General features: G+C 61.0%; 26 protein-coding genes. 12 read left to right on the plus strand and 14 right to left on the minus strand.

Translation table 11 applies throughout. The features are described 5' to 3' along the window. Window positions 1-135: 135 nt before the first annotated feature. Window positions 136-2145 carry a DNA helicase Rep gene (gene rep, locus HBN63_RS05225; protein WP_170048659.1) on the plus strand — a complete coding sequence of 670 codons (2010 nt, stop codon included), beginning with the start codon at window positions 136-138 and terminating at the stop codon, window positions 2143-2145. Window positions 2146-2263: 118 nt separating this feature from the next. Further along, window positions 2264-2836: a xanthine phosphoribosyltransferase gene (locus tag HBN63_RS05230; protein ID WP_090250497.1), complete on the plus strand. Its 573-nt coding sequence runs from the start codon at window positions 2264-2266 to the stop codon at window positions 2834-2836. Between the two features lie 95 nt (window positions 2837-2931). On the opposite strand, the gene HBN63_RS05235 is transcribed toward HBN63_RS05230, so the two are convergent. The 5 genes from HBN63_RS05235 to dadA all read right to left on the minus strand — a co-directional run bounded on the left by HBN63_RS05235 (window position 2932) and on the right by dadA (window position 6901). Further along, window positions 2932-3354, minus strand: a complete 423-nt coding sequence (locus HBN63_RS05235; protein ID WP_090250499.1) for a c-type cytochrome — start codon at window positions 3352-3354, stop codon at window positions 2932-2934. Between the two features lie 110 nt (window positions 3355-3464). After that, window positions 3465-4013: a cupin domain-containing protein gene (locus HBN63_RS05240; protein WP_090250501.1), complete on the minus strand. Its 549-nt coding sequence runs from the start codon at window positions 4011-4013 to the stop codon at window positions 3465-3467. Between the two features lie 102 nt (window positions 4014-4115). Further along, on the minus strand, window positions 4116-5189 hold the full coding sequence (gene alr, locus HBN63_RS05245) for an alanine racemase (protein WP_170048660.1): 1074 nt from the start codon (window positions 5187-5189) through the stop codon (window positions 4116-4118). Between the two features lie 88 nt (window positions 5190-5277). Then, the gene (locus HBN63_RS05250; protein ID WP_090250506.1) at window positions 5278-5628 is read right to left on the minus strand and encodes a RidA family protein; all 351 of its coding nucleotides are present in this window, start codon (window positions 5626-5628) and stop codon (window positions 5278-5280) included. Next, a complete protein-coding gene (dadA, locus tag HBN63_RS05255; protein WP_090250509.1) occupies window positions 5603-6901 on the minus strand; it encodes a D-amino acid dehydrogenase in 1299 nt (432 codons plus the stop codon). Before dadA ends, HBN63_RS05250 begins: the two co-directional genes overlap by 26 nt. Window positions 6902-7056: 155 nt before the next feature. Between dadA and dadR the strand changes: the two genes are divergently transcribed. Further along, complete coding sequence (gene dadR / locus HBN63_RS05260) at window positions 7057-7545, plus strand: transcriptional regulator DadR (protein WP_090250512.1); 489 nt, start codon at window positions 7057-7059, stop codon at window positions 7543-7545. Between the two features lie 3 nt (window positions 7546-7548). On the opposite strand, the gene HBN63_RS05265 is transcribed toward dadR, so the two are convergent. Then, a complete protein-coding gene (locus tag HBN63_RS05265) occupies window positions 7549-7902 on the minus strand; it encodes a YkgJ family cysteine cluster protein (protein ID WP_160085973.1) in 354 nt (117 codons plus the stop codon). 175 nt (window positions 7903-8077) lie between these two features. Here HBN63_RS05265 and HBN63_RS05270 point away from each other — a divergent pair, with 175 nt between their 5' ends. Further along, a complete protein-coding gene (locus tag HBN63_RS05270) occupies window positions 8078-9391 on the plus strand; it encodes an FAD-binding oxidoreductase (protein ID WP_170048661.1) in 1314 nt (437 codons plus the stop codon). 161 nt (window positions 9392-9552) lie between these two features. Here HBN63_RS05270 and HBN63_RS05275 read toward each other — a convergent pair whose 3' ends face one another. Continuing rightward, the gene (locus HBN63_RS05275; RefSeq protein WP_170048662.1) at window positions 9553-9795 is read right to left on the minus strand and encodes a DUF1127 domain-containing protein; all 243 of its coding nucleotides are present in this window, start codon (window positions 9793-9795) and stop codon (window positions 9553-9555) included. 182 nt (window positions 9796-9977) lie between these two features. Between HBN63_RS05275 and HBN63_RS05280 the strand changes: the two genes are divergently transcribed. Further along, on the plus strand, window positions 9978-11435 hold the full coding sequence (locus HBN63_RS05280; RefSeq protein ID WP_170048663.1) for a PLP-dependent aminotransferase family protein: 1458 nt from the start codon (window positions 9978-9980) through the stop codon (window positions 11433-11435). On the opposite strand, the gene HBN63_RS05285 is transcribed toward HBN63_RS05280, so the two are convergent. Next, on the minus strand, window positions 11425-12573 hold the full coding sequence (locus HBN63_RS05285) for an MFS transporter (RefSeq protein WP_170048664.1): 1149 nt from the start codon (window positions 12571-12573) through the stop codon (window positions 11425-11427). The genes HBN63_RS05280 and HBN63_RS05285 overlap by 11 nt on opposite strands. A gap of 235 nt (window positions 12574-12808) precedes the next feature. Next, the gene (locus HBN63_RS05290) at window positions 12809-14302 is read right to left on the minus strand and encodes an aldehyde dehydrogenase (RefSeq protein WP_170048665.1); all 1494 of its coding nucleotides are present in this window, start codon (window positions 14300-14302) and stop codon (window positions 12809-12811) included. Window positions 14303-14562: 260 nt separating this feature from the next. On the opposite strand from HBN63_RS05290, the gene HBN63_RS05295 reads away from it, so the two are divergent. Next, on the plus strand, window positions 14563-14928 hold the full coding sequence (locus HBN63_RS05295) for a cupin domain-containing protein (RefSeq protein ID WP_160085985.1): 366 nt from the start codon (window positions 14563-14565) through the stop codon (window positions 14926-14928). A 136-nt stretch (window positions 14929-15064) separates the two neighbouring features. Here HBN63_RS05295 and rpmG read toward each other — a convergent pair whose 3' ends face one another. Both rpmG and rpmB read right to left on the minus strand, forming a co-directional pair. Beyond that, entirely contained in the window at window positions 15065-15220 is a 156-nt protein-coding gene (gene rpmG, locus HBN63_RS05300) for a 50S ribosomal protein L33 (protein WP_022960960.1), read from the minus strand. 10 nt (window positions 15221-15230) lie between these two features. Further along, complete coding sequence (rpmB, locus tag HBN63_RS05305) at window positions 15231-15467, minus strand: 50S ribosomal protein L28 (RefSeq protein ID WP_090240685.1); 237 nt, start codon at window positions 15465-15467, stop codon at window positions 15231-15233. A gap of 347 nt (window positions 15468-15814) precedes the next feature. On the opposite strand from rpmB, the gene HBN63_RS05310 reads away from it, so the two are divergent. Next, window positions 15815-17404, plus strand: coding sequence for an ABC transporter substrate-binding protein (locus HBN63_RS05310; RefSeq protein ID WP_170048666.1), 1590 nt, complete (start codon window positions 15815-15817; stop codon window positions 17402-17404). Here the strand turns inward: HBN63_RS05310 and radC are convergent. Continuing rightward, window positions 17401-18075, minus strand: a complete 675-nt coding sequence (radC, locus tag HBN63_RS05315; RefSeq protein WP_170048667.1) for a DNA repair protein RadC — start codon at window positions 18073-18075, stop codon at window positions 17401-17403. The two genes, HBN63_RS05310 and radC, sit on opposite strands and share 4 nt — an antisense overlap. Before the next feature lie 190 nt (window positions 18076-18265). Between radC and coaBC the strand changes: the two genes are divergently transcribed. The 5 genes from coaBC to HBN63_RS05340 all read left to right on the plus strand — a co-directional run bounded on the left by coaBC (window position 18266) and on the right by HBN63_RS05340 (window position 24119). Continuing rightward, on the plus strand, window positions 18266-19474 hold the full coding sequence (gene coaBC, locus HBN63_RS05320; RefSeq protein WP_170048668.1) for a bifunctional phosphopantothenoylcysteine decarboxylase/phosphopantothenate--cysteine ligase CoaBC: 1209 nt from the start codon (window positions 18266-18268) through the stop codon (window positions 19472-19474). A gap of 26 nt (window positions 19475-19500) precedes the next feature. Then, window positions 19501-19956 carry a dUTP diphosphatase gene (gene dut / locus HBN63_RS05325; protein WP_090250542.1) on the plus strand — a complete coding sequence of 152 codons (456 nt, stop codon included), beginning with the start codon at window positions 19501-19503 and terminating at the stop codon, window positions 19954-19956. 1257 nt (window positions 19957-21213) lie between these two features. Further along, on the plus strand, window positions 21214-22602 hold the full coding sequence (gene algC, locus HBN63_RS21685; protein WP_289238749.1) for a phosphomannomutase/phosphoglucomutase: 1389 nt from the start codon (window positions 21214-21216) through the stop codon (window positions 22600-22602). Window positions 22603-22633: 31 nt separating this feature from the next. Beyond that, window positions 22634-23539, plus strand: a complete 906-nt coding sequence (argB, locus tag HBN63_RS05335) for an acetylglutamate kinase (RefSeq protein WP_090250547.1) — start codon at window positions 22634-22636, stop codon at window positions 23537-23539. 133 nt (window positions 23540-23672) lie between these two features. Beyond that, window positions 23673-24119, plus strand: coding sequence for a thioesterase family protein (locus tag HBN63_RS05340; RefSeq protein ID WP_170048670.1), 447 nt, complete (start codon window positions 23673-23675; stop codon window positions 24117-24119). Window positions 24120-24121: 2 nt separating this feature from the next. Here HBN63_RS05340 and HBN63_RS05345 read toward each other — a convergent pair whose 3' ends face one another. After that, entirely contained in the window at window positions 24122-24715 is a 594-nt protein-coding gene (locus HBN63_RS05345) for a DUF4124 domain-containing protein (RefSeq protein ID WP_170048671.1), read from the minus strand. A 23-nt stretch (window positions 24716-24738) separates the two neighbouring features. Continuing rightward, window positions 24739-25380, minus strand: a complete 642-nt coding sequence (gene pyrE / locus HBN63_RS05350) for an orotate phosphoribosyltransferase (RefSeq protein WP_167143793.1) — start codon at window positions 25378-25380, stop codon at window positions 24739-24741. Window positions 25381-25441 lie beyond the last annotated feature (61 nt).

Here is a 25441-nt window from a genome sequence, read left to right on the forward strand (position 1 = left end):
AGAGTACTGGAATAGGAAAATTAACCAAGCCTGGCGGTTTGCCATTATGTGCACTGCGACACACTTCCAGATGGTCACGGCACAATGCGCCAGGCCTGTTAAAATGCGCGCCCACTTCACCTGACGATTGATTCCATGTCCCGACTGAACCCCCGGCAGCAGGAAGCCGTGAACTATGTCGGCGGCCCACTTTTGGTGCTCGCCGGCGCAGGCTCCGGCAAGACCAGCGTGATTACCCGCAAGATCGCCCACCTGGTGCAGAACTGCGGCATCCAGGCCCGCCATATCGTCGCCATGACCTTTACCAACAAGGCGGCGCGCGAGATGAAAGAGCGCGTCAGCTCTCTGCTCAAAGGCCCAGAAGCCCGCGGCCTGACGGTCTCGACCTTCCACAACCTGGGCATGAACATCATCCGCAAGGAATACGCGCGCCTGGGCTACAAGCCGGGTTTCTCGATCTTCGATGACGGCGATATCAAGGCGCTGCTCACCGACATCATGCAGAAGGAATATGCCGGTGATGACGGTGCGGACGAGATCAAGAACATCATCGACAGCTGGAAGAATGACCTGATCCTGCCCGAGCAGGCCCTGGCCGGCGCACGCAACCCCAAGGAGCAGACTGCGGCCATCGTCTACCTGCACTACCAGCGTACCCTGCGCGCCTACAACGCGGTGGATTTCAACGACCTGATCCTGCTGCCGGTGATGCTGTTTCAGGAACACGCTGACATCCTGGAAAAATGGCAGAACCGCATCCGCTACCTGCTGGTCGACGAATACCAGGACACCAACGCCAGCCAGTACCTGCTGGTAAAGCTGTTGGTGGGCATGCGCAACCAGTTCACCGTGGTCGGCGACGATGACCAGTCGATCTACGCCTGGCGCGGTGCGCGCCCGGAAAACCTGATGCTGCTGAAAGAGGATTACCCCTCGTTGAAGGTGGTGATGCTGGAGCAGAACTATCGCTCCACCAGCCGCATCCTCAAGTGCGCCAACATCCTCATTGCCAACAACCCACATGCCTTCGAAAAACAGCTGTGGAGCGAGATGGGCATGGGCGACGAGATCCGCGTGATCCGCTGCCGCAACGAAGACGCCGAGTGTGAACGGGTGGCACTGGAAATCCTCACCGAGCACCTGCGCACCCAGCGCCCTTACAGCGATTACGCCATCCTCTACCGCGGTAACTACCAGGCCAAACTGATGGAGCTGAAGCTGCAGCACCATCAGATTCCCTATCGCCTCTCGGGCGGCACCAGCTTCTTCGCCCGCCAGGAGGTGAAGGACCTGATGAGTTACTTCCGCCTGCTGGTCAACCCAGATGATGACAACGCCTTTCTGCGCGTGATCAACGTGCCGCGCCGCGAAATCGGCTCGACCACCCTGGAAAAGCTCGGCAACTACGCCACCAACCGCAAGATCAGCATGTACGCTGCCGCCGGCGAGATCGGCCTGGGCGAGCAACTGGATGCGCGCTACACCGAGCGCCTGGCGCGCTTTACCAAATGGATGGACCGGGTGCGCCAGGAATGCGCGCAGAACGATCCGATTGCGGCGATCCGCAGCATGGTGATGGACATCGACTACGAGAACTGGCTGCGGCAGAACGCCTCCAGCGACAAAGTCGCCGACGCGCGAATGGGCAACGTCTGGTTCCTCGTCGAGGCGCTGAAGAACACCCTGGAGCGCGACGAAGAGGGTGACATGACCATCGAGGATGCTATCGGCAAGCTGGTGCTGCGCGACATGCTCGAACGCCAGCAGGAAGAAGAGGAAGGCGCCGAAGGTGTGCAGATGATGACCCTGCACGCGTCCAAAGGCCTGGAATACCCCTCGGTGTATATTCTCGGCGTGGAGGAAGAAATCCTCCCGCACCGCTCCAGTATCGAGGCCGATACGGTCGAAGAAGAGCGGCGTCTGGCCTATGTCGGCATCACCCGCGCCAAACGCAACCTGACCATGACCTTTGCCGCCAAGCGCAAACAGTACGGCGAAATCATCGACTGCTCGCCGAGTCGTTTCCTTGATGAATTGCCGCCTGAAGATCTGGTCTGGGAAGGCCTGGAAGACGCTGCACCGGAGGTCAAAGCCGCCACCGGCAACTCGGCGCTGGCCAATATGCGCGCCCTGCTAAAAAAATAACCGGCAACACGGCGCGGGCACAGATAGACGTATTTCGTCACCGCATGCATCCGCGCTACGCTGCACCATTACATCCCGGCGCAGACCGGGTATCAGAAAGAACGATGAGGGTAACCGCGTGGAAGCGCTGAAACAGAAGATTCGCGATGAAGGCACCGTGCTCTCGGAGCATGTACTCAAGGTTGATGCCTTTCTCAATCACCAGATCGACCCCAAGCTGATGCAGCAGATCGGTCATGAATTTGCCCAGCGTTTTGCCGGCCAGAACATTACCAAGATCGTCACCATCGAAGCCTCAGGCATTGCTCCGGCAGTGATGGCGGGCCTGGAGTTAGGCGTACCGGTGATTTTTGCGCGCAAGTACCAGTCACTGACGCTCAAGGACGACTTGTACATCTCCAAGGTGTTTTCCTTCACCAAGCAGACCGAAAGCACGCTGGCCATTTCGGCCAAGCACTTGGGCGCCCACGACCATGTGCTGTTGATTGACGATTTTCTCGCCAACGGCCATGCCGCCCGCGCCCTTATTGATCTGATCGGCCAGGCCGGCGCGAGCATTGCCGGTATCGGTGTGGTGATCGAAAAATCCTTCCAGCGCGGCCGCGCCGAGCTGGACGCACAGGGTTATCGGGTCGAGTCGCTGGCGCGCATTGATTCACTCAAGGATGGTCAGGTCAGCTTTATCGACTAAGAGCTGTAGCCCACCGGGAATTGCTTTGAGCCGTTTCTAGCGCCCACAAAAAAGCCGCCTTTTCAGGCGGCTTTTTCACAGCAGCGTCAGGCGACTTACAGGCCGGACATCTTCTGGATTGCGCCACGCAGCTCGTCATCCGAGCAATCGGCACAGGTGCCTTTCGGCGGCATGGCGTTGATGCCGGCAATCGCGGTTTTCAGGATAGCGTCGATACCACCTTCTTTATCAGCACGTGCCTTCCAGGCAGCGGTGTCGCCAATTTTCGGCGCACCCAGGATACCTGGGGTGTGGCAGGCACCGCAGTGCTTGGCAATGATGTCATCGGCAGTACGCGCACCGCCGCCAGCAGCAACGGCTACAGCACCCACGCCCTTGCATTCTTCACCCATCACACAGACTTGGCCAACCGGCTTCAGTCGGTCAGCAATGGCATCGTCGGTCGTGGCCTGAGCAGTCACTGCCCACAGGGCCAATACGGTAGCCGGTGCTACCAGGAGCTTTTTAATCAGGTTCACGGTACACCCTCTTCGTGGCTAGTCACGCTCGCGGCCACGGTTTCGCGAGCGGGTAGCAGTATAACGGCAAGCCGGGCTGGCCGAAACAACCCAGATTGTCGCAGGGTTATTTAGAAATTGGCCGGCGTAGTCGCACTGATCAGCCGGGCAGGCTGTTCGAATGGGTTACGGAAACGGTGCGGCTTGCTGCTCTCGAAGTAGTAGCTATCGCCCGGTTCGAGGATAAAAACCTCGTCGCCGACGGTCAGTTCCAGCTTGCCTTCAACCAGCATGCCGGCCTCTTCACCTTCGTGGGCGTACATCTCATCACCGGTGTCAGTGCCGCTCGGGTAGGTTTCATCGAGGAAGGAAATGGCCCGGCTGGGATGCGCCTTACCCACCAGTTTCATGGTGATGGCCCCACTGCAGATATCGGTGAGTTCGGCGGCGCGATAGACCACCTGAGCCTGGCTATCCTGCTCCACATCCAGGGAGAAGAACTCCACCAGGGACATGGGGATACCCGCCAGCACCTTTTTCAACGAACTGATCGAAGGGCTTACGCTGTTCTTCTCGATCATCGAAATGGTGCTGTTGGTGACGCCCGCCCGTTTGGCGAGTTCACGCTGGGAAAGGCCTTTGAGTTTGCGAATGGATTGCAGGCGTACACCGACGTCCAATGCTGGAGTCCCCCTTGGGAGTGATACGAAAAAGTCGCCGTATCATGGCATAGCGTTCAGAATTTACAACACTCGCGTTCAAACTCGTCCACAGCGTGGCTGTTAGTGCTCGAGGTAGAGCAGCGGCGCCCTTCGCAGGTTGCAAAAAAGCTGATAAGGAATACTGCCGGCCTGGGTGGCCACGTCGCTGGCGAGGACCTGTTTACCCCACAGTTCGACCCGGCTGCCCAGGCCCGCTTGTGGCAGATCAGTCAAATCGACGGTGAGCATGTCCATCGACACGCGGCCGATCAGGCGGGTCAGTTGGCCGTCCACCGCCACTGGCGTACCGGTAGGTGCATGGCGTGGGTAACCGTCGGCATAGCCCATGGCAACTACGCCAACGCGTGTAGGCCGCTCGCTGACAAAGCGTGCGCCATAGCCCACCGGCTCGCAGGCCGGCAGTTCGCGCACGCTGATGATCTTCGACTCCAGAGTCATCACCGGCTGCAACCGCGCAGCCACGGCCTGCACCTGTTCGAACGGTGTGGCGCCGTAGAGCATGATGCCGGGACGCACCCAGTCGCTCGGCACATTGGGCCAACCCAATACGGCTGGCGAATTGCGCAGGCTGACCTCGGCGACTATGCCCTGGCGCGCCTGCTGAAACACCGCCAACTGCTCAGCACTGCGCGGGCAATCCAGCTCGTCGGCACGGGCGAAGTGGCTCATCAGCACAATCTTCGCCACCTTGCCGCTGGCCAGCAGGCGCTGATAGGCCGCCTGGTAATCGGCCGGGTGTAGGCCGACGCGGTGCATGCCGCTGTCCATCTTTAGCCACACCGTCAACGGGCCACGAACAGCACTGCGCTCAATCGCCTCCAGCTGCCACAGCGAATGCACCACGCACCACAGCTCGTGCTGCTCGATCAGCGGCAATTCGTCGGCCTCGAAAAAACCCTCCAGCAACAGGATCGGCCCGCGAATACCGGCCTCGCGCAGCTGCAGCGCTTCCTCGATACAGGCCACGGCAAAACCATCGGCCTGCTCCTGCAACGCCTGGGCACAACGCACCGCGCCATGGCCGTAGGCATCCGCCTTGATCACCGCCAGGGCGCGGGCGCCGCTGACTTCACGGGCCAGTTGGTAGTTGTGACGCAAGGCTTGCAGGTCGATCAGGGCGCGGGCAGGACGCATGACGTTCTCGGCTATCAGCAGTTTTCAGAAGTAAAAAAGCCCGGTGTGATGGCCGGGCAAACACTTATCGCAAACGGGACGGGCCGATTTACAGGGCGGCCACGATCATCATTTCCACCAGCACCTCAGGCTTGTACATCTTCGCCTCGACGCAGGCCCGAGCAGGCGCCGCGCCTGGCGCGACCCAGGCATCCCAGACCTGATTAAGCCCGGCGTAATCGCGGTCCATGTCCTTCAGGTAGATGGTCACGGAAAGGATCTTCGACTTGTCGCTGCCGGCCTCGGCCAACATGCGGTCGGTGTTGGCCAGGGTTTCGCGGGTTTGCTGCACGATGTCGCCGCTGTAGTCGTCCGCCAGTTGCCCGGCCAGGTAGACCGTGCCGTTATGGATGACGATTTCGCTGTAACGACTTTCAGTGTGCAGGCGCTGTACTGACATGCTTGTGACTCTCCTGGGAACGGCTGTAACGGGAAATATCCAGGCCTTCGGCGCTGATCTGCGGACGCTTTTTCGCCATCAGATCGGCAAGCAGGCGACCGGAGCCGCAGGCCATGGTCCAGCCCAGTGTGCCGTGACCGGTGTTGAGGAACAAATTGCGCAAGCCGGTGGCACCGACAATCGGCGTGCCGTCCGGGGTGGCCGGGCGCAGGCCGGTCCAGAATTCGGCCTGGCGCAGATCGCCGCCCTGCGGGTAGAGATCGGCGGTAATCATTTCCAGGGTTTCGCGGCGACGCGGGTTGAGGCTCAGGTCAAAACCGGCAATTTCCGCCATGCCGCCCACGCGGATGCGGTTATCAAAACGGGTGATCGCCACCTTGTAGGTTTCATCGAGGATGGTCGAAGTCGGCGCCATCGCCACATTGGTGATTGGCACGGTCAGCGAGTATCCCTTAAGCGGGTATACCGGCGCCTTGATGCCCAGCGGCTTGAGCAGTTGCGGGCTGAAGCTGCCGAGCGCCAGCACGTAGCGGTCGGCGGTTTCCAGCTTGCCGTCGATCCACACGCCATTGACCCGGTCGCCCACGGCGTCGATCCGCTGAATGTCCTGACCGAAGCGGAATTCCACCCCCAGCGCCTTGGCCATCTCGGCCAATTTGGTGGTGAACAGCTGGCAATCGCCAGTCTGGTCGTTGGGCAGACGCAGCGCGCCGGCCAGTTTGTCGGTCACAGCAGCAAGGGCCGGTTCAACGCGGGCAATACCGGCGCGGTCGAGCACTTCATAGGGCACACCGGATTGCTGCAGCACGGCGATATCTTTCGCCGCGTTGTCCAGTTGCGCCTGGGTGCGGAACAGTTGGGTGGTGCCCAGGCTGCGGCCTTCGTAGGCGATGCCGGTTTCCGCGCGCAGCTCGTCGAGGCAGTCGCGGCTGTACTCGGACAAACGCACCATGCGCTCCTTGTTCACCGCGTAACGGCTGGCGGTGCAGTTGCGCAGCATCTGCGCCATCCACAGGTATTGGTCGATATCGGCGGTGGCCTTGATCGCCAGCGGTGCGTGTTTTTGCAGCAGCCACTTGATCGCTTTCAGCGGCACGCCTGGGGCAGCCCATGGCGAAGCGTAGCCAGGAGACACCTGGCCAGCGTTGGCGAAGCTGGTTTCCATGGCCGGGGCGTGCTGCCGGTCGACCACCACCACTTCAAAACCCTGACGCGCAAGGTAATACGCACTGGCTGTACCAATCACACCGCTGCCGAGAACTAAAACCCGCATGCCGCTCTCCTCGCCGCGACAATGCGCGACGGATAATTCCTGAGATCACAATTGAGCGCAGTATAGGAAGAGATCAGCAGTGCTTTTCACTATATAAATAGCTATATTTGGCGACAATTCTTGGCAAAATCGCCTTATACAGAGGGGTATCCACCGTGCGCACCCAACATCAGAGCCGCCGCGAACTGGACAAGATCGACCGCAACATCCTGCGGATCCTGCAGGAAGATGGGCGCATCAGCTTTACCGAGCTGGGTGAGCGGGTCGGCCTGTCGACCACGCCCTGCACCGAACGTGTACGCCGCCTGGAGCGCGAAGGGATCATCATGGGCTACCACGCCCGGCTCAACCCGCAGCAGCTCAAGGCCAGCCTGTTGGTGTTTGTCGAGATCAGCCTGGACTACAAATCCGGCGACACCTTCGAGGAGTTCCGCCGCGCGGTGCTGAAGCTGCCGCACGTGCTCGAATGCCACCTGGTATCTGGCGACTTCGACTACCTGGTGAAGGCGCGGATCAACGAAATGGCCAGCTACCGCAAGCTGCTCGGCGACATCCTGCTCAAGCTGCCGCACGTGCGTGAGTCGAAGAGCTACATCGTGATGGAAGAAGTGAAAGAGAGCCTGAGCCTGCCGATTGCCGACTAGCCGTCAGACTAGAACTTGGCGGGTAGTCGCAATCAACTGATGCACCTGCTTTGCCACAGCCGGTTCGATCATCTGCTCCGGTCCCTGGCCGCGCGGGCACGGCAGGCTTGGCGTGGTGCCGAACAGCCGGCAGATCAGCGGGCGCTGGTCATACACCGTGCACCCTTGCGGGCCGAGGTGTACGCAGTTGTACTCAGCCAGCGCGGCGTCATGCTCGGCATCACTCTTTACCGGCAGCCGCGACATCTCTTCGGATGAGGCCGTGACCGGGCCGCAGCAATCGTGGCAGCCTGGCACACAGGCAAAACTGGGAATCTGCAAACGCAGCTGATCGATCTTGCGACTGGTGCAACTCATGGACGTGATCCTGAAACACAGGCCGGCATAGTAACCGTGCCCAAAGTTGAATCGCGACAGGAGCAGCGGCTAACCGACGAAAATCCGCTTATTTCGCGATTGCCTCTTGGCGTTTGGCAAATTCGACGCTTATGCTTCGTAAAATTTTCCAAACACAATAATCAGGATTCCACACATGAACGCCCGCGTTCACCAGTCGGTTCACAGCAGCCAGCACGCCAACTCCTATTACGCCGCCAGCGCCAATCGCCAACTCGACTACCCCGCCCTGGGCGGTGAGTTGCGCACCGATGTGTGCATCGTCGGCGGTGGTTTTTCCGGCCTTAATACAGCCATTGAGCTGGCACAGAAAGGCCTCTCGGTGGTCCTGCTGGAAGCGCATAAGATTGGCTGGGGCGCCAGCGGGCGCAACGGCGGCCAACTGATTCGTGGCGTCGGCCATGGCGTGGAGCAATTTGAATCGGTGATTGGCGCGCAAGGCGTGCGCGAGCTGAAACTGATGGGCCTCGAAGCGGTGGAAATCGTCCGCCAGCGTATCGAGCAGTTCAACATCGACTGCGACCTGACCTGGGGCTACTGCGACCTGGCCAACAAACCTAGCCACCTCGCCGACTTCGCCGAAGACATGGCCGAACTCAAACAGCTGGGTTATCGCCATGAAATGCGCCTGCTGCAACCGGAGCAGATGCACGAAGTAGTCGGCTCCAACCGCTACGTGGGTGGCATGATCGACATGGGCTCCGGCCACCTGCACCCGCTCAATCTGGCCCTCGGCGAAGCCGCCGCGGCGCAGAGCCTGGGCGTACAACTGTTCGAGAATTCGGCAGTGACGCGCATCGACTATGGCAGTGAGGTCAAGGTTCACACTGCCCAAGGCGTGGTGCGCGCAACTACCCTAGTGCTCGGTTGCAACGCTTACCTGAATGGCCTGAACAGCAATCTGGGCGGTAAGGTGCTGCCCGCCGGCAGCTACGTGATCGCCACAGAACCGCTGTCCGAAGCCGAAGCGCAGGCGATCATTCCGCAGAACATGGCACTGTGTGACCAGCGCGTGGCCCTGGATTATTACCGCCTGTCCGCCGACCGGCGCTTACTGTTTGGCGGTGCCTGCCATTATTCCGGCCGCGATCCTGCAGACATCGCCGGTTATATGCGACCGAAAATGCTGGAAGTCTTCCCGCATCTGAGCGACGTGAAAATTGACTACCAATGGGGCGGCATGATCGGCATCGGCGCCAACCGCCTGCCGCAGATCGGCCGGCTCAAGGAACAGCCCAACGTGTATTACGCCCAGGCCTACTCGGGCCACGGCGTCAACGCCACGCACCTGGCCGGCAAACTGCTCGGCGAGGCCATCGCAGGCCAGGCCAGCAGCGGATTCGACCTATTCGCCAAGGTGCCGCACATGACCTTCCCCGGCGGCAAACACCTGCGCTCGCCGCTGCTCGCCCTGGGCATGCTCTGGCACCGGATGAAAGAGCTGGTCTGAGAATCAACTTATGATCTGCTGCGCGTCGGCCCTACTGCGTTAAAAACAGGCTCGGAATGCTCATGTACAGCTCGTACACTCCGCTTCCTCGCCTGTTTTTGCCTTGCAGGACTCTAGCTCGCGAGATCCTAAGCAGATTCTGAGCGTTTTGCGCATTCCCCTCACAGCTTCCAGAACGGCAGCTGCGCCTCGCGCAGGGCCTGCCTGCGGCTTAGCCCGATATCCTTGAGCTGTTCATCGGTCAGCCTCAGCAGCGCGCGGCGAGTCGTCAGGCGCTGCCAGAATGCGTTCCAGCGGCGTACAGCTTGCTTCGCCGCATCCTTTTGAGCATACAGATGCCCGCCCGCAGACTGCTGCAGCTCGCCTGATTTCATTGTCAGCCTGACATCACTCAACCCGTTCATCGCCTGCTCCTGCCCGTAAGCCTGATGGGAGGTCATGATGAGTGACACGGGAAAAGCATGACAGATTCAAAGATATACTTTTAAATCCATACAGATTTCAGAAGCCAAGCTCTGAATGGTGGATTTATCGCCTATCTGTACTGGCTTGGTGCGCCACACAGAGAAATTGCGAGGCAACTGTTATGACGCTTTACGTCAACCTGGCCGAGTTGCTCGGCGCCCGTATTGAGCAGGGTTTGTATCGCCCCGGCGATCGCCTGCCCTCCGTGCGCGCCCTCAGCCTGGAACATGGTGTGAGCCTGAGCACCGTACAGCAGGCCTACCGCCACCTGGAGGATCAGGGCCTGGCCACGCCCAAGCCCAAGTCCGGCTACTTTGTGCCCCAGGCTCGCCAGCAGCCGGCGCTGCCGATGGTCAGCCGCGCCGCCCAGCGACCGGTGGATATTTCCCAGTGGGACCAGGTGCTCGAACTGATCAGCAGGCCGCCAGGCGGTGATGTGCTGCAACTGGGGCGTGGCATGCCGGATATCAGCAGCCCAACCCTGAAACCGCTGCTGCGCACCCTGTCACGCATGAGCCGCCGCCAGGAGGTCAAGGAGCTGAGCTATGGCAGCCTGTATGGTGACCCTGGCCTACGCGCACAACTGTCACGCCTGATGCTCGATTCCGGCTGCCAGATCGCCATTGAAGAAATCGTCACCACCACCGGCTGCCACGAAGCCCTGTCCGTGGCCATTCGCGCCGTGTGCGAGCCGGGCGACATCGTGGCCGTGGATTCACCGAGCTTTCATGGCGTGATGCAAGCACTCAAGGGCTACGGCATGAAGGCCCTGGAGCTGCCCACCGACCCGCTCACCGGGATCAGCCTGGAGGCGCTTGAGCTCGCGCTGGAGCAATGGCCGATCAAGGCCATCCAGCTCACCCCCAACTGCAACAACCCGCTCGGTTACATCATGCCGGAGGCCAACAAGCGCGCCCTGCTGGCCCTGGCGCAGCGCTATGACGTGGCGATTATCGAGGATGATGTTTACGGCGAGCTGGCCTACAGCTACCCACGCCCGCGCAGCATCAAATCATTCGACGAGGACGGTCGCGTGCTGTTCTGCAGCTCGTTTTCCAAAACCCTGGCGCCCGGCCTGCGGGCTGGCTGGATTGCCCCGGGTCGCTACCTGCAACAGGTGCTGCACCTCAAATACATGAGCACCGGCATGGCCGCACAACTGCCCCAGCTCGCCCTGGCCGAGTACATCGCCAGCGGGCATTACGAGCCGCATCTACGCCGCATGCGCAGCCAATACATGCGCAACCGCGATTGCATGATCGACTGGGTCAGCCGCTACTTCCCCGCCGGCACGCGAGTCAGCCGGCCCCAGGGCGGCTTTATGCTGTGGCTGGAGCTGCCAAAGGGCTTTGACAGCCAGCGCCTGAACCGTGTGCTGCAGCCATACAACATCCAGATCGCGCCCGGCAGCATCTTTTCCGCCGCCGGCAAATACCGCAATTGCCTGCGCATCAACTACGCCGGTCAACCCACTCCAGCACTTGAACAGTCAATTCGCCAGGTCGGCGAATGCGTGGCAGCGCTGCTCGCCGAGCAACAACTCGTACACAACAGCGCAGAAGTTGCGGTCACGCCTTGATGGCCGCCACCTCGCTGAATGCCCCCCGCTGAAACGCCAGCCAGACAAACAGCGCCGCGCCAATCGCCATCAGGATCGGCAGCGCATGACCGCTGACCCACTGACTGGCGGCACCGGTCGACAGCGGCCCGAGCAGACAACCCGCACCCCAGAGCAGGGCAATGTGAGAGTTGGCGCGCACCAGCGCATCGTCACGATAGCGCTGCCCGACCAGAATCAGCGACAGGGTGTACAGGCCGCCCGCGCTGGCGCCAAACAGCACCAGCACGACCCAGATCAGCGGCGTGTGCAGCAATGACGGAATGCTCAGGCTCGACAGCAACAGCACCACCCCGCAGCAGCGGAATAGCGTCTGCCGTGGTACACGGTCGGCCATCCAGCCAATCGGCAATTGCAGCGCCGCATCGCCCACCACCACCGCACTGACCATGATCAACGCCATCTGCTGGGCAAAGCCTTCGCGCACCAGGTACACCGGCAGCAGCGTCAGCACCATCGCCTCGAACGCGGCAAACAGCACCACCGCCCAGGCAATCGCTGGCGAAGTCCGGCAGAACGCCAGGATGCCGCGCCCAGACGCACTCTGCGCATCGACCTTGGGCGCTCCATCGCGGCCCAACAGCAGCAGGCTACCGCCCACCAGCAGCGCGGCAGAGAACCAGAAGCCGCGGTCACTTTCCGTACCCAGCAGGGTCAGCAGCAGCGGCCCGCACAGCTGGCTGAGCGCAAAGCCGGTGCCGTACAACGCCACCAGACGGCCACGCAGACGGTCCTCGACCAGCTGATTGATCCAGCTTTCGCCGAGCACAAACACCACGGTCAAGGAGATGCCAATCAGCAGACGCAGCAGCAGCCACAGCGGATAGCTCGGCATCACGCTCAGCAGCGCTACCGAGGCGGCGCTGGCCAGTAGACACAGGCGCAGGGTCTGCGGCGTGCCGAACCAACCGGCCAAGTGCCCGGTCAGCCGCGCGCCGAGCAACACACCAACGGCCGGCATGCCCGCCATCACACCAATCGCAAAGGGGCCATAACCCCAGGACTCAAGGCGAAACGACACCAACGGCAGCGTCACGCCCAACGCCAACCCGACGATTACCACCGCCGCACTGACGGCGAAATAGGTCATCCAATTCATTTTTCTCACTACATTCCCTGGCTCGCTCAACACCCGTTGCACAGATGCAAAACGGCCGGGCTCCATAGGAACCCGGCCGCAAATGGATTTAGTGGACCAAACCCGTCAGAGCTACGGGACTAAGGCCAGGCAAGGCGCCCCGGAGCTTTTAAGCGCAGCGTACTGCAGTACGTGAGCATTAAAAGCGAGGACGCAACGCAGCATGGCCGACGGCCCGGAGGTCGTCCCGGTAGCGTTACAGCTTGATCCAGGTCGCCTTAATCTCGGTGTACTTGTCGAAGGCATGCAGCGACTTGTCACGGCCATTACCGGACTGCTTGAAGCCGCCGAACGGTGCGGTCATATCGCCGCCGTCGTATTGGTTGACCCACATGCTGCCAACACGCAGCGCCTTGGCAGCCAGGTGCGCCTTGGACAGGTTGCTGGTCCAGATGGCGGCTGCCAGGCCGTAGATACTGTCGTTGGCGATCTGGATCGCTTCTTCGGTGCTGTCGAACGGAATCACCGTCAGCACCGGGCCGAAGATTTCTTCCTGAGCGATGCGCATGGCGTTGTGCGCGTCATCGAAGATGGTCGGCTCAACGTACTGGCCGCCTGTTTCTTCCAAGGTGCGCTTGCCGCCGCAAAGCAGCTTGGCCTGATCCTTGTGGCCGGCGTCGATATAGCCGAGCACGGCATTAAGGTGACCGGCATCGACCAGCGCGCCGACTTTGGTGTCAGGGTCCAGGGCATGACCGGCTTTCCAGTCCTGCATGGCTTCCAGGACCATTGGCATGAAGGTGTCCTTGATCGAGCGTTCCACCAGCAAGCGCGAGCCAGCGGTGCACATCTCGCCCTGATTGAAGCAGATCGCTGCAGCAGCGGCTTCGGCCGCGGCTTTGAGGTCCGGCGCATCGGCGAAGACGATATTCGCGCTCTTGCCGCCAGCTTCCAGCCAGACGCGCTTCATGTTCGATTCGCCAGCGTAGATCATCAGCTGCTTGGCGATCTTGGTCGAGCCGGTGAACACCAGGGTGTCGACATCCATATGCAGCGCCAGCGCCTTGCCAACGGTGTGGCCGTAACCTGGCAGCACGTTGAGTACGCCAGCCGGGATGCCAGCTTCCAGCGCCAGCTGGGCCATGCGCAGGGCGGTCAGCGGGGATTTTTCGGACGGTTTGACGATCACCGAGTTGCCGGTGGCCAAGGCCGGGCCGAGCTTCCAGGCGGTCATGATCATCGGGAAGTTCCACGGCACGATGGCCGCAACGACGCCAACCGGCTCACGGGTAACCAGGCCCAGCTCGTCATGCGGGGTGGCGGCCACTTCGTCATAGATTTTGTCGACTGCTTCGCCGCTCCAGCGAATCGCCCGCGAGGCACCCGGCACGTCGACACCCAGGGAATCGCTGATCGGCTTGCCCATGTCGAGGGTTTCCAGCAGGGCCAGCTCTTCAGCGTGCTGATCCATCAGGTCGGCAAAACGGATCATGATGCGCTTGCGCTGCGCCGGCGCCATACGCGACCAGACGCCGGACTCGAAAGTGGCGCGGGCATCAGCGACGGCCAACTCGGCATCGGCCAGGTCACAGCTGGCTACCAGGCCGAGCAGGCGTCCGTCGACCGGGCTGATGCACTCAAAGGTGGCCCCGGAGACGGCGGCACGGTACTCGCCATTAACAAAGGCGCGGCCTTCGATCTTCAGGTTCTTAGCGCGCTGCTCCCAGTCGGCACGAGTCAGGCTAGTCATTGCTACATCCTCTATCGCTAGTAAAGCGCCGCTGGTGGTCGCTGCGCTGTCAATTATTCTGCATGGGGCCGCAAGAACCTGCTCACCCAATCCTGCCGGCAACACTAAACCAGCGGCCTGCACACTTCCAATATTTTTTACAAAAACTGGCAAAGCCGCCTTGTTATGTGTGCTTTATTAAACATAGACTGCCGAAATTACCGCCCAAACCGACAACAAGCCTGGCCTAAACCGGCGCTCAATTCCTACCGGACATGCTTATGAATATCGAAAAGATCGTCGACTTCGCCACCGCCACCACTACACCTGAACATTACCGTCCGGCAGCAGAGAAAGTGCTCAAGGGCGACCCCGAGCAAAGCGTGCGCAACCACTACGGCAGCCCGTGTGGTCAGTTCAATACGGGGATCTGGGAAGGCGACGTCGGCCACTGGACCATCAACTACACCGAACACGAGTACTGCGAGATTCTGCAGGGTGTCTCGGTGCTGCGCGACCAGGACGGCAACGCCAAGACCCTGCGCGCCGGCGACCGTTTTGTTATCCCGGCCGGCTTTTCCGGTACCTGGGAAGTGCTGGAGCCCTGCCGCAAGGTCTATGTGATCTTCGAGCAAGCCAGCCGCTGATCAGGCCACTCTTCATGCGTCATCCTTTGCCCGCCTTTATGGCGGGCTTTTTGTGGCCTGCACATCACGACAGTAAATCGCAGGCAAGAAAAAGCCCGCTATAAAAGCGGGCTTTTTCGGCAAGGCGCCAGATCAATTACTTGATCTTGCCTTCCTTGTACATCACGTGCTTACGCACAACCGGATCGAATTTTTTGATTTCGATTTTGTCCGGAGTGGTGCGCTTGTTTTTGTCGGTAGTGTAGAAGTGACCAGTACCGGCACTCGAGATCAAACGGATCAATTCACGCATGACTTTCTCCTTAAACCTTTTCGCCGCGAGCACGCAGCTCGGACAGAACGACGTCAATACCACGCTTGTCGATGCAACGCATGCCTTTGGCAGAAACGCGCAGACGCACGAAACGGTTCTCAGACTCGACCCAGAAGCGGTGATGCTGCAGGTTCGGCAGGAAACGACGACGGGTTTTGTTGTTTGCGTGGGAAATGTTATTCCCGGTTACCGGACCCTTACCGGTAACTTGACAGACTCTCGACATGCCTCAGCCCTCTAAAACCACATGCCCAACCCGGCATGGGTTGGCCGCTAATTATTCAATCTTGGCGCTCAGCGCCGCGTATCTCGAGGGTCTTACCGGCCGTACCTGAAAGCGCAAGAACCGGGCCCCTACAAAAGAGCGCTGCTTTATACCAGAAAGCCCCCAGCGCAACAAGGTTAAACGCACATCTCCCGGCGAGCTTCGCACTGCAATTTCCGCTTCCAGACCTGCCAGCAACAGCAATAGCGCAGATCGACCGCTCGTCGCCAAGACTGATTGCCCTGCCCTCAGTTAATAGCCTAGGGTAAGACCTGCGCCAGCGTCCCCACGCGACCAAGGAGTTTGCCATGCGTCTCGCCGCCCTACCGCTACTGCTCGTTCCACTGATTACGCCCGCCCTGACCCAGGCCAGTACGCTCAGCGTCTGCACTGAGGCCAGCCCAGATGGCTTTGATGTGGTGCAGTACAATTCGCTGACCACCACCAACGCCTCAGCCGACGTGCTGATGAACCGCCTGGTGGATTTCGATGCGACCAGCGGCACACTGCAGCCGAGCCTGGCGCAAGCCTGGGAAGTCAGCCCGGATGGCCTGAGTTACAGCTTCACCCTGCGCCCGGACGTGCAGTTCCACAAGACCGAGTACTTCACCCCCAGCCGCCCACTAAATGCCGATGACGTGCTGTTCAGCTTTAAGCGCATGCTTGATCAGGCGCACCCGTGGCACAAGGTCGCCCCCAGTGGTTATCCCCACGCCCAGTCGATGCAGCTGCCCAGCCTGATCAAATCCATCGAAAAAACCGGCGAACACAGCCTGCGTTTTAGCCTTAATCGCCCGGATGCCACCTTTCTCGCCACCTTGAGCATGGGCTTCGCGTCTATTTATTCCGCCGAGTACGCGGCGCAATTACTGGCAGCCGGTACGCCGGAAACCCTCAACAGCCAGCCCATCGGCACAGGGCCGTTTGTCTTCAAGCGCTTCCAGAAGGACGCCAGCGTGCGCTACAGCGCCAACCCTAGCTACTTCGCAGGCAAGCCTGCGGTGGACAATCTGGTATTCGCGATCACACCCGACGCCAACGTGCGCTTGCAGAAGTTACGCCGCGGTGAGTGCCATATCGCACTGTCGCCGAAACCACAGGATGTTCAGGCGATCAGCGCTGATAACAACCTGAAAAGCGCCCACACCGCAGCCTTTATGACCGCCTTCGTCGGCATCAACAGTCAGCATCCACCGCTGGATCAACCCGCCGTACGCCAGGCGATCAACCTGGCGTTCGATAAATCCAGCTATCTCAAGGCAGTATTCGAGAACAGCGCCGAGGCCGCCAACGGGCCCTACCCGCCCAATACCTGGAGCTACGCCAGCGAACTGCCTGGTTACCCCCACGACCCGCAGAAAGCCCGCGACCTGCTCAAGCAGGCCGGCCTGGCCGATGGCTTCAGCACCACCATCTGGACCCGCCACACGGGCAGCGTACTCAACCCCAACCCGAGTCTGGGTGCGCAGTTGCTACAGGCAGACTTAGACAAGGTCGGCATCAAAGCGGAAATCCGCGTGATTGAATGGGGCGAGCTAATTCGCCGCGCCAAGGCCGGCGAGCACGACCTGCTGTTTATGGGCTGGGCCGGCGACAACGGTGACCCGGACAACTTCCTCACCCCGCAGTTTGCCTGCGCCTCGCTCGAATCCGGGCTGAACTTCGCGCGTTATTGCGACCCGCAACTGGATAAGCTGATCAGTGACGGCAAAAGCACCAGCGACCAGATTCAGCGCAGCCAGGTATATAAGGAAGCGCAGCAAATCATCCAGCAGCAGGCGCTGTGGCTACCACTGGCCCACCCGACGGCCTACGCGCTAACGCGCAAGCAAGTCGAGGGTTATCAGGTCAGCCCGTTCGGTCGCCAGGACTTTTCCAAGGTACGCCTGGCGCCTTAGAGCCAACCGTACTCGGCCATCGACAGTGGCTCACCGTCGCCGACGATAAAGTGGTCGAGTACGCGCACATCCACCAGCTCCAGCGCCTCTTTAAGGCGGCGGGTCAGCACCCGATCCGCCTGACTGGGCTCGGCGACACCGGACGGATGGTTATGGGTCAGAATCAGCGCAGCCGCGTTGTGCGCCAAGGCGCGCTTGACTACCTGACGGGGGTAGACACTGGCACTGTCGATGGAGCCATGAAATAGCGCTTCAAAGGCCAGCACTCGGTGCTTGGAATCAAGAAACAGACAGCCGAACACCTCATGCGGCTCATGCCGCAGTAACGCCTTCAGGTAATCACGCACAGCCTGCGGACTTTCTAACGCGGAATCGCGGCGCAGTTGTTCGGCCAGGTGCCGACGTGCCATCTCCAGCACCGCCTGCAGCTGGGCGAATTTGGCGGGCCCCAGGCCTAGCCGCTGACTGAACGAAGACAGGTCGGCCTGTAACAAAGCACGCAGGCTGCCGAAGTCGCCCAACAGGTGACGCGCCAGATCCACAGCGCTCTGCCCGGCCACCCCGGTGCGCAAGAAAATTGCCAACAACTCAGCGTCGGTGAGCGCGGCGGCGCCTTGAGCGAGGAGTTTTTCCCGTGGGCGCTCGGCCGCCGGCCAATCACGAATACTCATCACACCTCCATGTGTGCTAAAAGGCGCGACAAAGCGCCACGTCAGCGAGCGCAAAGCCAAGCCAGGCAAGCACTTGGCAGCGCTACTCGCATACAACCCTTGTGCTATCGTAGCCCAACTTTTACGCGGCGACCGGCCTGGGGAGGTGTCAGCGTCGCGGTGTATACCCATCTCTATAAAAGGCAGGCCTATGCAGCGGCTGTATCGGAAACGCATCATTGTTGGCGTGGGCGGCGGTATTGCCGCGTATAAAAGTGCTGAGCTGATTCGCCGACTCAAGGACCAGGACGCCGATGTACGCGTGGTCATGACCAAAGGCGGCCGTGAGTTTATTACGCCACTGACCCTGCAAGCCCTGTCCGGGCATCCGGTGCACCTCGACCTGCTCGACCCCGAGGCCGAAGCGGCCATGGGCCACATCGAGCTGGCACGCTGGGCTGACTTGGTCCTCATCGCCCCCGCCACCGCCGACCTCATGGCGCGCCTGGCTCAGGGTGTCGCCGATGACCTGCTGACCACGTTGGTACTGGCCACCGACGCCACCGTCGCTCTCGCACCGGCAATGAACCAGGCCATGTGGCGCGACCCGGCGACCCAGGCTAACGCAGAGCTGCTCAGCGCGCGGGGCCTACACCTGTTTGGCCCTGCCGCCGGCAGCCAGGCCTGCGGCGATGTCGGCCTGGGTCGTATGCTCGAAGCGGAACAGCTGGTGCAGTGTGCCGCTGACTGCTTCCAGCATCAGGCACTGACCGGCAAGCATGTGCTGATCACAGCGGGCCCTACCCAGGAAAACATCGACCCGGTGCGCTACATCACCAACCACAGCTCCGGCAAAATGGGTTTTGCCCTCGCCGAAGCGGCAGCCGAGGCCGGCGCTAAAGTCACCCTGATCAGCGGCCCAGTACACCTGCCAACCCCTGAGCGCGTTACCCGCATCAACGTCACCAGCGCCCGCGACATGCTCGCCGCCTGCGAAGCCGTGATGCCCTGCGACCTGCTGATCGCCGCCGCTGCGGTGGCCGATTACCGCCCGGAAGTGGTCGCCCAGCACAAATTGAAAAAAGACCCCACCAGTGGTGATGGCCTGCTCCTGCAAATGGTCCGCAACCCGGATATTCTCGCCACCCTGGCGGGGCGCAGTGATCGGCCGTTCAGCGTCGGCTTTGCCGCCGAAACCGAGAATCTGCTGGAGTACGCCTCGCGCAAACTGCGCGACAAGAATCTCGACCTGATTGTCGCCAATGACGTGGCCAACCCCAGCATCGGCTTCAACAGCGAAGAAAACGCCATCACCATCATCGACCGTGAACTGCAACAAAGCAGCTTTGCCCAGACCAGCAAGAGCAAGATTGCCCGCCAGCTGGTGAGCTTTATTGCCGAGCGCATGGCCAGCTGCTGACGCCCACTTACCGAATAGAGCCCGATATGCACGCCTTACAAGCCAAGATCCTCGACCCGCGCCTGGGCACCGAATTTCCGCTGCCGCACTACGCCACACCGGGCTCCGCCGGCCTCGACCTGCGCGCCATGCTCAAGCAGGAGCTGGTGCTTGAGCCGGGTCAAACCGTGTTGATCCCCACTGGCCTGTCGATCTACATCGGCGACCCCGGCCTGGCCGCTATGATCCTGCCGCGCTCGGGCCTGGGCCACAAACACGGCATCGTGCTGGGAAACCTCGTCGGCCTGATCGACTCGGACTACCAGGGCGAATTGATGGTGTCTTGCTGGAACCGCGGACAAAGCGCCTTCACCATCGCCATCGGCGAACGCATCGCCCAGCTGATTCTGGTCCCGGTGGTGCAAGCGCATTTCGAACTGGTTGAACAGTTCGATGAGAGTCAGCGCGGTGCAGGCGGCTTTGGCCACTCCGGTAGCCATTGATTGCCTTAATCTAATTTCCAGGATGAATTGCCGAGGAGACGCTGCATGAAACTCTTCAAGCGCACGGCCAAGGACACTGACGAGACAACCGCCAGCGCCCAACTGACCAGCGCCCCCGCCGAGGCCAAAGCGGCCAAGAACAGCCCCAACGCCCTGTTACCGGGCATGCTGGCTGCCTTGATCGGCATCATCCTGGCCGGTGCACTGCTGTGGTTTGGCCCGCTTAACAGTGCTTACCAGCAGCAACTGCAACAACTCAGTCAGGCCTGGGGCGGTGGTCAGGCGACTGTGCTGCAGAAAGCCCTGCAACAGCTGAGCGCCGACACCCAGGCGGCTGCGCGCAACCCGCAACTGCTGCAGGCCCTACAAAGCCAGGACGTCACTCAGGTACGCGCAGCCGAACGCAACCTCACCTACTGGTACGGGGTAGTCGACGCGCACCTCAATGCCCGCGGCCAGGCTGTGCAGGACATGGGCCGCAGCGCGCCGATGAACTTCGCCGCACTGGACATGCTGCGCCGCGCCGAAAACGGCCAGACGCCTGCACCCGAGGCCTACAAGGTCGGCCAACGCTGGCTGGTGTATAGCGCCGCGCCGCTGCGCCTAAGCGAAGGTGAGCCGCTGCATGGCACCCTGCTGCTGGCTGTAGACTTGGAGCGTCTGCTCGCTAGCCTGCCAGTAATGCCTGCCGAAATCGGCCAGATCCAGCTGATCCAGCAATTCAACAACACCGCTGCCCAAGTCCTGGCCCAGCGCGGTGACGCGCAAGGCAACGCGCAAGCATTCAGCACCGGCAACCCCAACTGGACGGTCAGCTTTACGCCTGGCCCGTCACTGACCAACCCGGTGTTCTCGCCGCTGCTGCTGGCCATCGCCGGGCTACTGGCTCTGGCTGGCGCCATTACCGGCCTTTACCTGCTGCAGAGCAGCCTGCAACGCCACCTGCGTGACGACGTGCTGCAGCTGGGGCAGATGCTCAAGGAGCTGTCCGCCGGCAAGGCCGTCAAGGCGTTCAGCCTGAGCCTGCCTGCTCTGGATATCCTGGCGCAGAACCTCGCACGCATGCCGCGCCGCGCCACGGAACAGGCCGCCGCCCCGACTGCCAATGCAGGCGCAGCCAATCCAGGCGTCGCCGCTATGCAGACGCCTGCCAGCGCCATGGTCGACCCACTGTTTCAGGACACCGACATCCTCGATATCGATATTCTCGATGAAGACCAGGACCTGCTCGGCCTCGATGAACCGGCGCCAGCCCCCGTGCAGGCGAAAGCACCCAAACTGCCGGCCGATATCTTCCGCGCCTACGATATTCGTGGCGTAGTCGGTCGCACCCTGAATGCCGAAACTGCCTACTGGATCGGCCGCGCCATCGGCTCGCAAAGCCTGGCCCAGGGCGAGCCGAACATCGCCGTCGGCCGCGACGGCCGTCTATCCGGCCCAGAGCTGGCGCAGCAGCTGATCCAGGGTCTGCTCGACTGCGGCTGCAACGTCAGCGATGTCGGCATGGTGCCGACGCCCGTGGTGTATTACGCCGGGCATATCCTCACCGGCAAATCAGCGGTGATGCTCACTGGCAGCCACAACCCACGCGATTACAACGGGTTCAAGATCGTCATCGCCGGCGACACCCTGGCCAACGAACAGATTCAGGCGCTGAAAGCACGCATCGACAACAACGATCTGGCCAGTGGCGTCGGCACGGTCGAGCAGGTTGACGTGCTGGAGCGCTACTTCAAGCAGATCCGCGACGATATCGCCATGGCCAAGCCCATGCGCGTGGTAGTCGATTGCGGCAACGGCGTAGCCGGAGTGATCGCCCCACAATTGATCGAGGCCCTTGGCTGCTCGGTTATTCCGCTGTACTGCGAAGTCGACGGCAACTTCCCCAACCATCACCCGGACCCCGGCAAGCCGGAAAACCTGGCGGACCTGATTGCCAAGGTGAAAAGCGAGAAAGCCGATATCGGCCTGGCCTTCGACGGCGACGGCGACCGCGTCGGTGTGGTGACCAATACCGGTACCGTCGTCTACCCCGACCGCCTGCTGATGCTGTTCGCCAAAGACGTGGTGTCACGCAACCCCGGCGCGGACATCATCTTCGACGTCAAATGCACGCGCCGCCTGACCCCGCTGATCAGCGGCTACGGTGGCCGCCCGGTGATGTGGAAAACCGGCCACTCGCTGATCAAGAAAAAAATGAAAGAAACCGGCGCGCTGCTGGCCGGCGAAATGAGCGGGCATATCTTCTTCAAGGAGCGCTGGTTTGGCTTTGACGATGGCATCTATGCCGCCGCCCGTCTGCTGGAAATCCTCAGCCAGGATCGCCGCGACGCCGAACACGTGTTCAGCGCCTTCCCCAATGACATTGCCACCCCGGAAATCAACATCCAGGTCACCGAGCAGAGCAAGTTCAGCATCATCGAACGCCTGCAGCGCGACGGTGTATGGGGTGAAGGCAATATCACCAACCTCGATGGCGTACGCGTCGACTACCCCAAAGGCTGGGGCCTGGTGCGCGCGTCCAACACCACGCCGGTGCTGGTACTGCGCTTCGAGGCGGAAACCGAAGAAGAACTTGAACGGATCAAGGAAGTCTTCCGTGCCCAGCTGTACAGCACGGTGCCCGACCTCGATCTGCCGTTCTGATTGATTAGCGAATTTTCTACTGGAGCCCTGCATGACCCTCGAACGTGATGCCGCCACCAACGTCGCCAAGGTACTGTCCGAAGCGCTGCCGTATATCCGCCGCTTCGTCGGCAAGACGCTGGTGATCAAATACGGCGGCAACGCCATGGAAAGCGAAGAGCTCAAGCAAGGCTTCGCCCGCGACATCGTGCTGATGAAAGCGGTGGGTATCAACCCGGTAGTCGTCCACGGCGGCGGCCCGCAAATCGGTGATCTGCTCAAGCGTCTGTCCATCGAAAGTCACTTTGTCGACGGTATGCGCGTCACCGATACCGCGACCATGGACGTGGTGGAAATGGTCCTCGGCGGCCAGGTCAACAAGAGCATCGTCAATCTGATCAACCAGCACGGCGGCAGCGCCATCGGCCTGACCGGTAAGGATGCCCAGCTGATCCGCGCCAAGAAACTTACCGTGACCCGGCAGACGCCGGAGATGACCCAGCCGGAAATCATCGATATCGGCCATGTCGGCGAAGTCACCGGGGTCAACATCGACCTGCTGAACATGCTGGTCAAGGGCGACTTTATTCCGGTCATTGCACCGATTGGCGTCGGTCAGGATGGCGAGTCATACAACATCAACGCTGACTTGGTGGCTGGCAAGGTGGCCGAAGCGCTGAAAGCCGAAAAGCTGATGCTGCTGACCAACATCGCCGGCCTGATGGACAAGCAAGGCCAGGTGCTCACCGGCCTGACCACCGAACAGGTCGATAGCCTGATCGCGGACGGCACCATTTATGGCGGTATGCTGCCGAAGATCCGCTGCGCCCTGGAAGCGGTGCAAGGCGGGGTGACCAGCGCACATATCATCGACGGTCGCGTACCGAACGCCGTGCTGCTGGAAATCTTCACCGACAGCGGTGTGGGTACCCTGATCTGCAACCGTAAGCGCCACTGAGCGCCTGCGTAAAATGCGAATCAGCCGGGTAATCCTGGCTGATTCAGCCGCCTGATAGCCTGCTGCAACCCTTGCAGCAGGACGCCGCAACACCGAAGCTCAGTGATCCCACTGCCAGCCAGAGGTGTACCGCATGCCAAACGCGCCATCCCGTGAAATCTTCAGCTTTTTCCACACGCTGCGCGTGCGCTGGGCCGAAGTCGACCCGCAGAGCATCGTGTTCAACGGTCACTACCTGACCTACGCCGATGTCGCTATCACCGAATACTTCCGTGCCCTGGACATCCGCTATCCGGACGATTTGAGCCGCGACGGCGGGGATTTCTTCGCCATCAAGACCGTGTTGGAGTACTTGGCCCCCGCCCGTTTTGATGACGAGTTGAACATTGGCATCCGCGTCGCACGCCTGGGCCGCTCCAGCCTGAGCTTTGCCATGGGCATCTGGTGTGGCGAGCAGGCGCTGACCGCCGGAGAAGTGATTTATGTGCACGCGGACAATGCAAGCCGCAGCAGCAGTCAGCTACCGGCATGGTTGAGGGAGAAGATTCTGGCCTTTGAGCGCTGCGCGCCCGAGCAATAAAGCTACCGGTTGCGACCCAACAGCTCCTTGAGGCGATCACGATCAGCATTGAAACTGCTGTCCGCCTCTTTACGTGCAGCCTGATAACGCAGGATGTCGCCCTTGAGACGTTCCTGTTCGGCTTTCTGGTTATCGATCTGCGCCAGCAAATGTGCCGGCACTGCACGCCCAGCACGCTCATGATCAGCGGCCTGACTTTGCAGGTTGGCCTGCTGCGTACGCACCGACTGCAGGTTGCCGCGCGCCACACCAATCAAGCCATCCAACTCGGCCAGCTTGCGCTCACGCGCGCGCTCGACATCGTCTGGCGTGCTGTATAGCCGCAGCAGCTGTGCATCAGAGCTGGCGCGGGCCTTCTCAGCAAGGATGTGCTTCATTTCCTCCGGGCTGGGCGCCGGCGGAATCACCTGAACCACTCGTCCCTGGTCATTCAGTACTTCATAGCCCTTGCTGATGTGCTCCGGCGGCACACCCTGACGGCTAAGCACTGTGGTGCCCTTGTCATCGACGTAGCGGTACAACTCAGCCGCACCCGCCACAACCGGCAGCAGTAGGCCTAGCAACAGCGAACAGCAGGTCAGGGCAGGTCTATGCATCGATGCAGCACCTTATCGACAGGTTAGATTCCGTATTCGGCGCGGTAAGCTTGTACCGCCGGCAGATACTGCTTGAGTTCAGCATCCTCTGCCAGATATTCCAGTACCTGCTCGAGTGACACAATGCTCACCACCGGCATGCCGTAGTCACGCTCGACCTCCTGAATCGCCGAAAGCTCACCTTTGCCGCGCTCCTGGCGGTTCAATGCGATCAGCACACCGGCGGCCTGTGCACCCTGAGCCTGAATGATCTGCATCACTTCACGAATCGCCGTACCAGCGGTAATCACGTCATCGATGATCAGCACACGACCCGCCAGCGGAGCGCCCACCAGGGTGCCACCTTCGCCATGATCCTTGGCTTCCTTGCGGTTGAAACACCAGGGCATATCACGCTGATGGTGCTCGGCCAGCGCCACCGCCGTGGTCGCCGCCAGCGGAATGCCCTTGTAGGCCGGGCCAAACAGCACGTCGAAGTCGATACCGCTGTCCACCACGGCCGCTGCATAGAAACGCCCGAGCTGAGCCAGGGCCAAACCGCTGTCAAACAGCCCGGCATTGAAGAAATAAGGACTGATGCGCCCGGATTTGAGAGTGAACTGACCGAAGCGCAGGACCCCACGCTCGATGGCAAAACGGATGAAATCACGTTGATACGCTTGCATTAAAAAGCCCCGGACAGCACGGATTTACTAGGTAATTTAGCTAATAGAGGTGAGCTCGGGT

Origin of the sequence: Pseudomonas sp. WS 5011 (assembly GCF_012985775.1) — a bacterium.
Classification (GTDB): Bacteria; Pseudomonadota; Gammaproteobacteria; order Pseudomonadales; family Pseudomonadaceae; genus Aquipseudomonas; species Aquipseudomonas peli.

Excerpts from the sequence above, each read along its gene's own strand:
- HBN63_RS05285 (WP_170048664.1), bottom strand. The coding sequence starts at position 12,573 with ATGAATTGGATGACCTATTTCGCCGTCAGTGCGGCGGTGGTAATCGTC.
- HBN63_RS05275 (WP_170048662.1), bottom strand. The coding sequence starts at position 9,795 with ATGAACGGGTTGAGTGATGTCAGGCTGACAATGAAATCAGGCGAGCTG.
- HBN63_RS05280 (WP_170048663.1), top strand. The coding sequence starts at position 9,978 with ATGACGCTTTACGTCAACCTGGCCGAGTTGCTCGGCGCCCGTATTGAG.
- HBN63_RS05250 (WP_090250506.1), bottom strand. The coding sequence starts at position 5,628 with ATGTCAGTACAGCGCCTGCACACTGAAAGTCGTTACAGCGAAATCGTC.
- alr (WP_170048660.1), bottom strand. The coding sequence starts at position 5,189 with ATGCGTCCTGCCCGCGCCCTGATCGACCTGCAAGCCTTGCGTCACAAC.
- radC (WP_170048667.1), bottom strand. The coding sequence starts at position 18,075 with ATGAGTATTCGTGATTGGCCGGCGGCCGAGCGCCCACGGGAAAAACTC.
- HBN63_RS05340 (WP_170048670.1), top strand. The coding sequence starts at position 23,673 with ATGCCAAACGCGCCATCCCGTGAAATCTTCAGCTTTTTCCACACGCTG.
- pyrE (WP_167143793.1), bottom strand. The coding sequence starts at position 25,380 with ATGCAAGCGTATCAACGTGATTTCATCCGTTTTGCCATCGAGCGTGGG.
- rpmG (WP_022960960.1), bottom strand. The coding sequence starts at position 15,220 with ATGCGTGAATTGATCCGTTTGATCTCGAGTGCCGGTACTGGTCACTTC.
- argB (WP_090250547.1), top strand. The coding sequence starts at position 22,634 with ATGACCCTCGAACGTGATGCCGCCACCAACGTCGCCAAGGTACTGTCC.
- HBN63_RS05290 (WP_170048665.1), bottom strand. The coding sequence starts at position 14,302 with ATGACTAGCCTGACTCGTGCCGACTGGGAGCAGCGCGCTAAGAACCTG.
- HBN63_RS05295 (WP_160085985.1), top strand. The coding sequence starts at position 14,563 with ATGAATATCGAAAAGATCGTCGACTTCGCCACCGCCACCACTACACCT.
- coaBC (WP_170048668.1), top strand. The coding sequence starts at position 18,266 with ATGCAGCGGCTGTATCGGAAACGCATCATTGTTGGCGTGGGCGGCGGT.
- HBN63_RS05265 (WP_160085973.1), bottom strand. The coding sequence starts at position 7,902 with ATGAGTTGCACCAGTCGCAAGATCGATCAGCTGCGTTTGCAGATTCCC.
- dut (WP_090250542.1), top strand. The coding sequence starts at position 19,501 with ATGCACGCCTTACAAGCCAAGATCCTCGACCCGCGCCTGGGCACCGAA.
- HBN63_RS05345 (WP_170048671.1), bottom strand. The coding sequence starts at position 24,715 with ATGCATAGACCTGCCCTGACCTGCTGTTCGCTGTTGCTAGGCCTACTG.
- dadA (WP_090250509.1), bottom strand. The coding sequence starts at position 6,901 with ATGCGGGTTTTAGTTCTCGGCAGCGGTGTGATTGGTACAGCCAGTGCG.
- rep (WP_170048659.1), top strand. The coding sequence starts at position 136 with ATGTCCCGACTGAACCCCCGGCAGCAGGAAGCCGTGAACTATGTCGGC.
- rpmB (WP_090240685.1), bottom strand. The coding sequence starts at position 15,467 with ATGTCGAGAGTCTGTCAAGTTACCGGTAAGGGTCCGGTAACCGGGAAT.
- HBN63_RS05310 (WP_170048666.1), top strand. The coding sequence starts at position 15,815 with ATGCGTCTCGCCGCCCTACCGCTACTGCTCGTTCCACTGATTACGCCC.
- HBN63_RS05270 (WP_170048661.1), top strand. The coding sequence starts at position 8,078 with ATGAACGCCCGCGTTCACCAGTCGGTTCACAGCAGCCAGCACGCCAAC.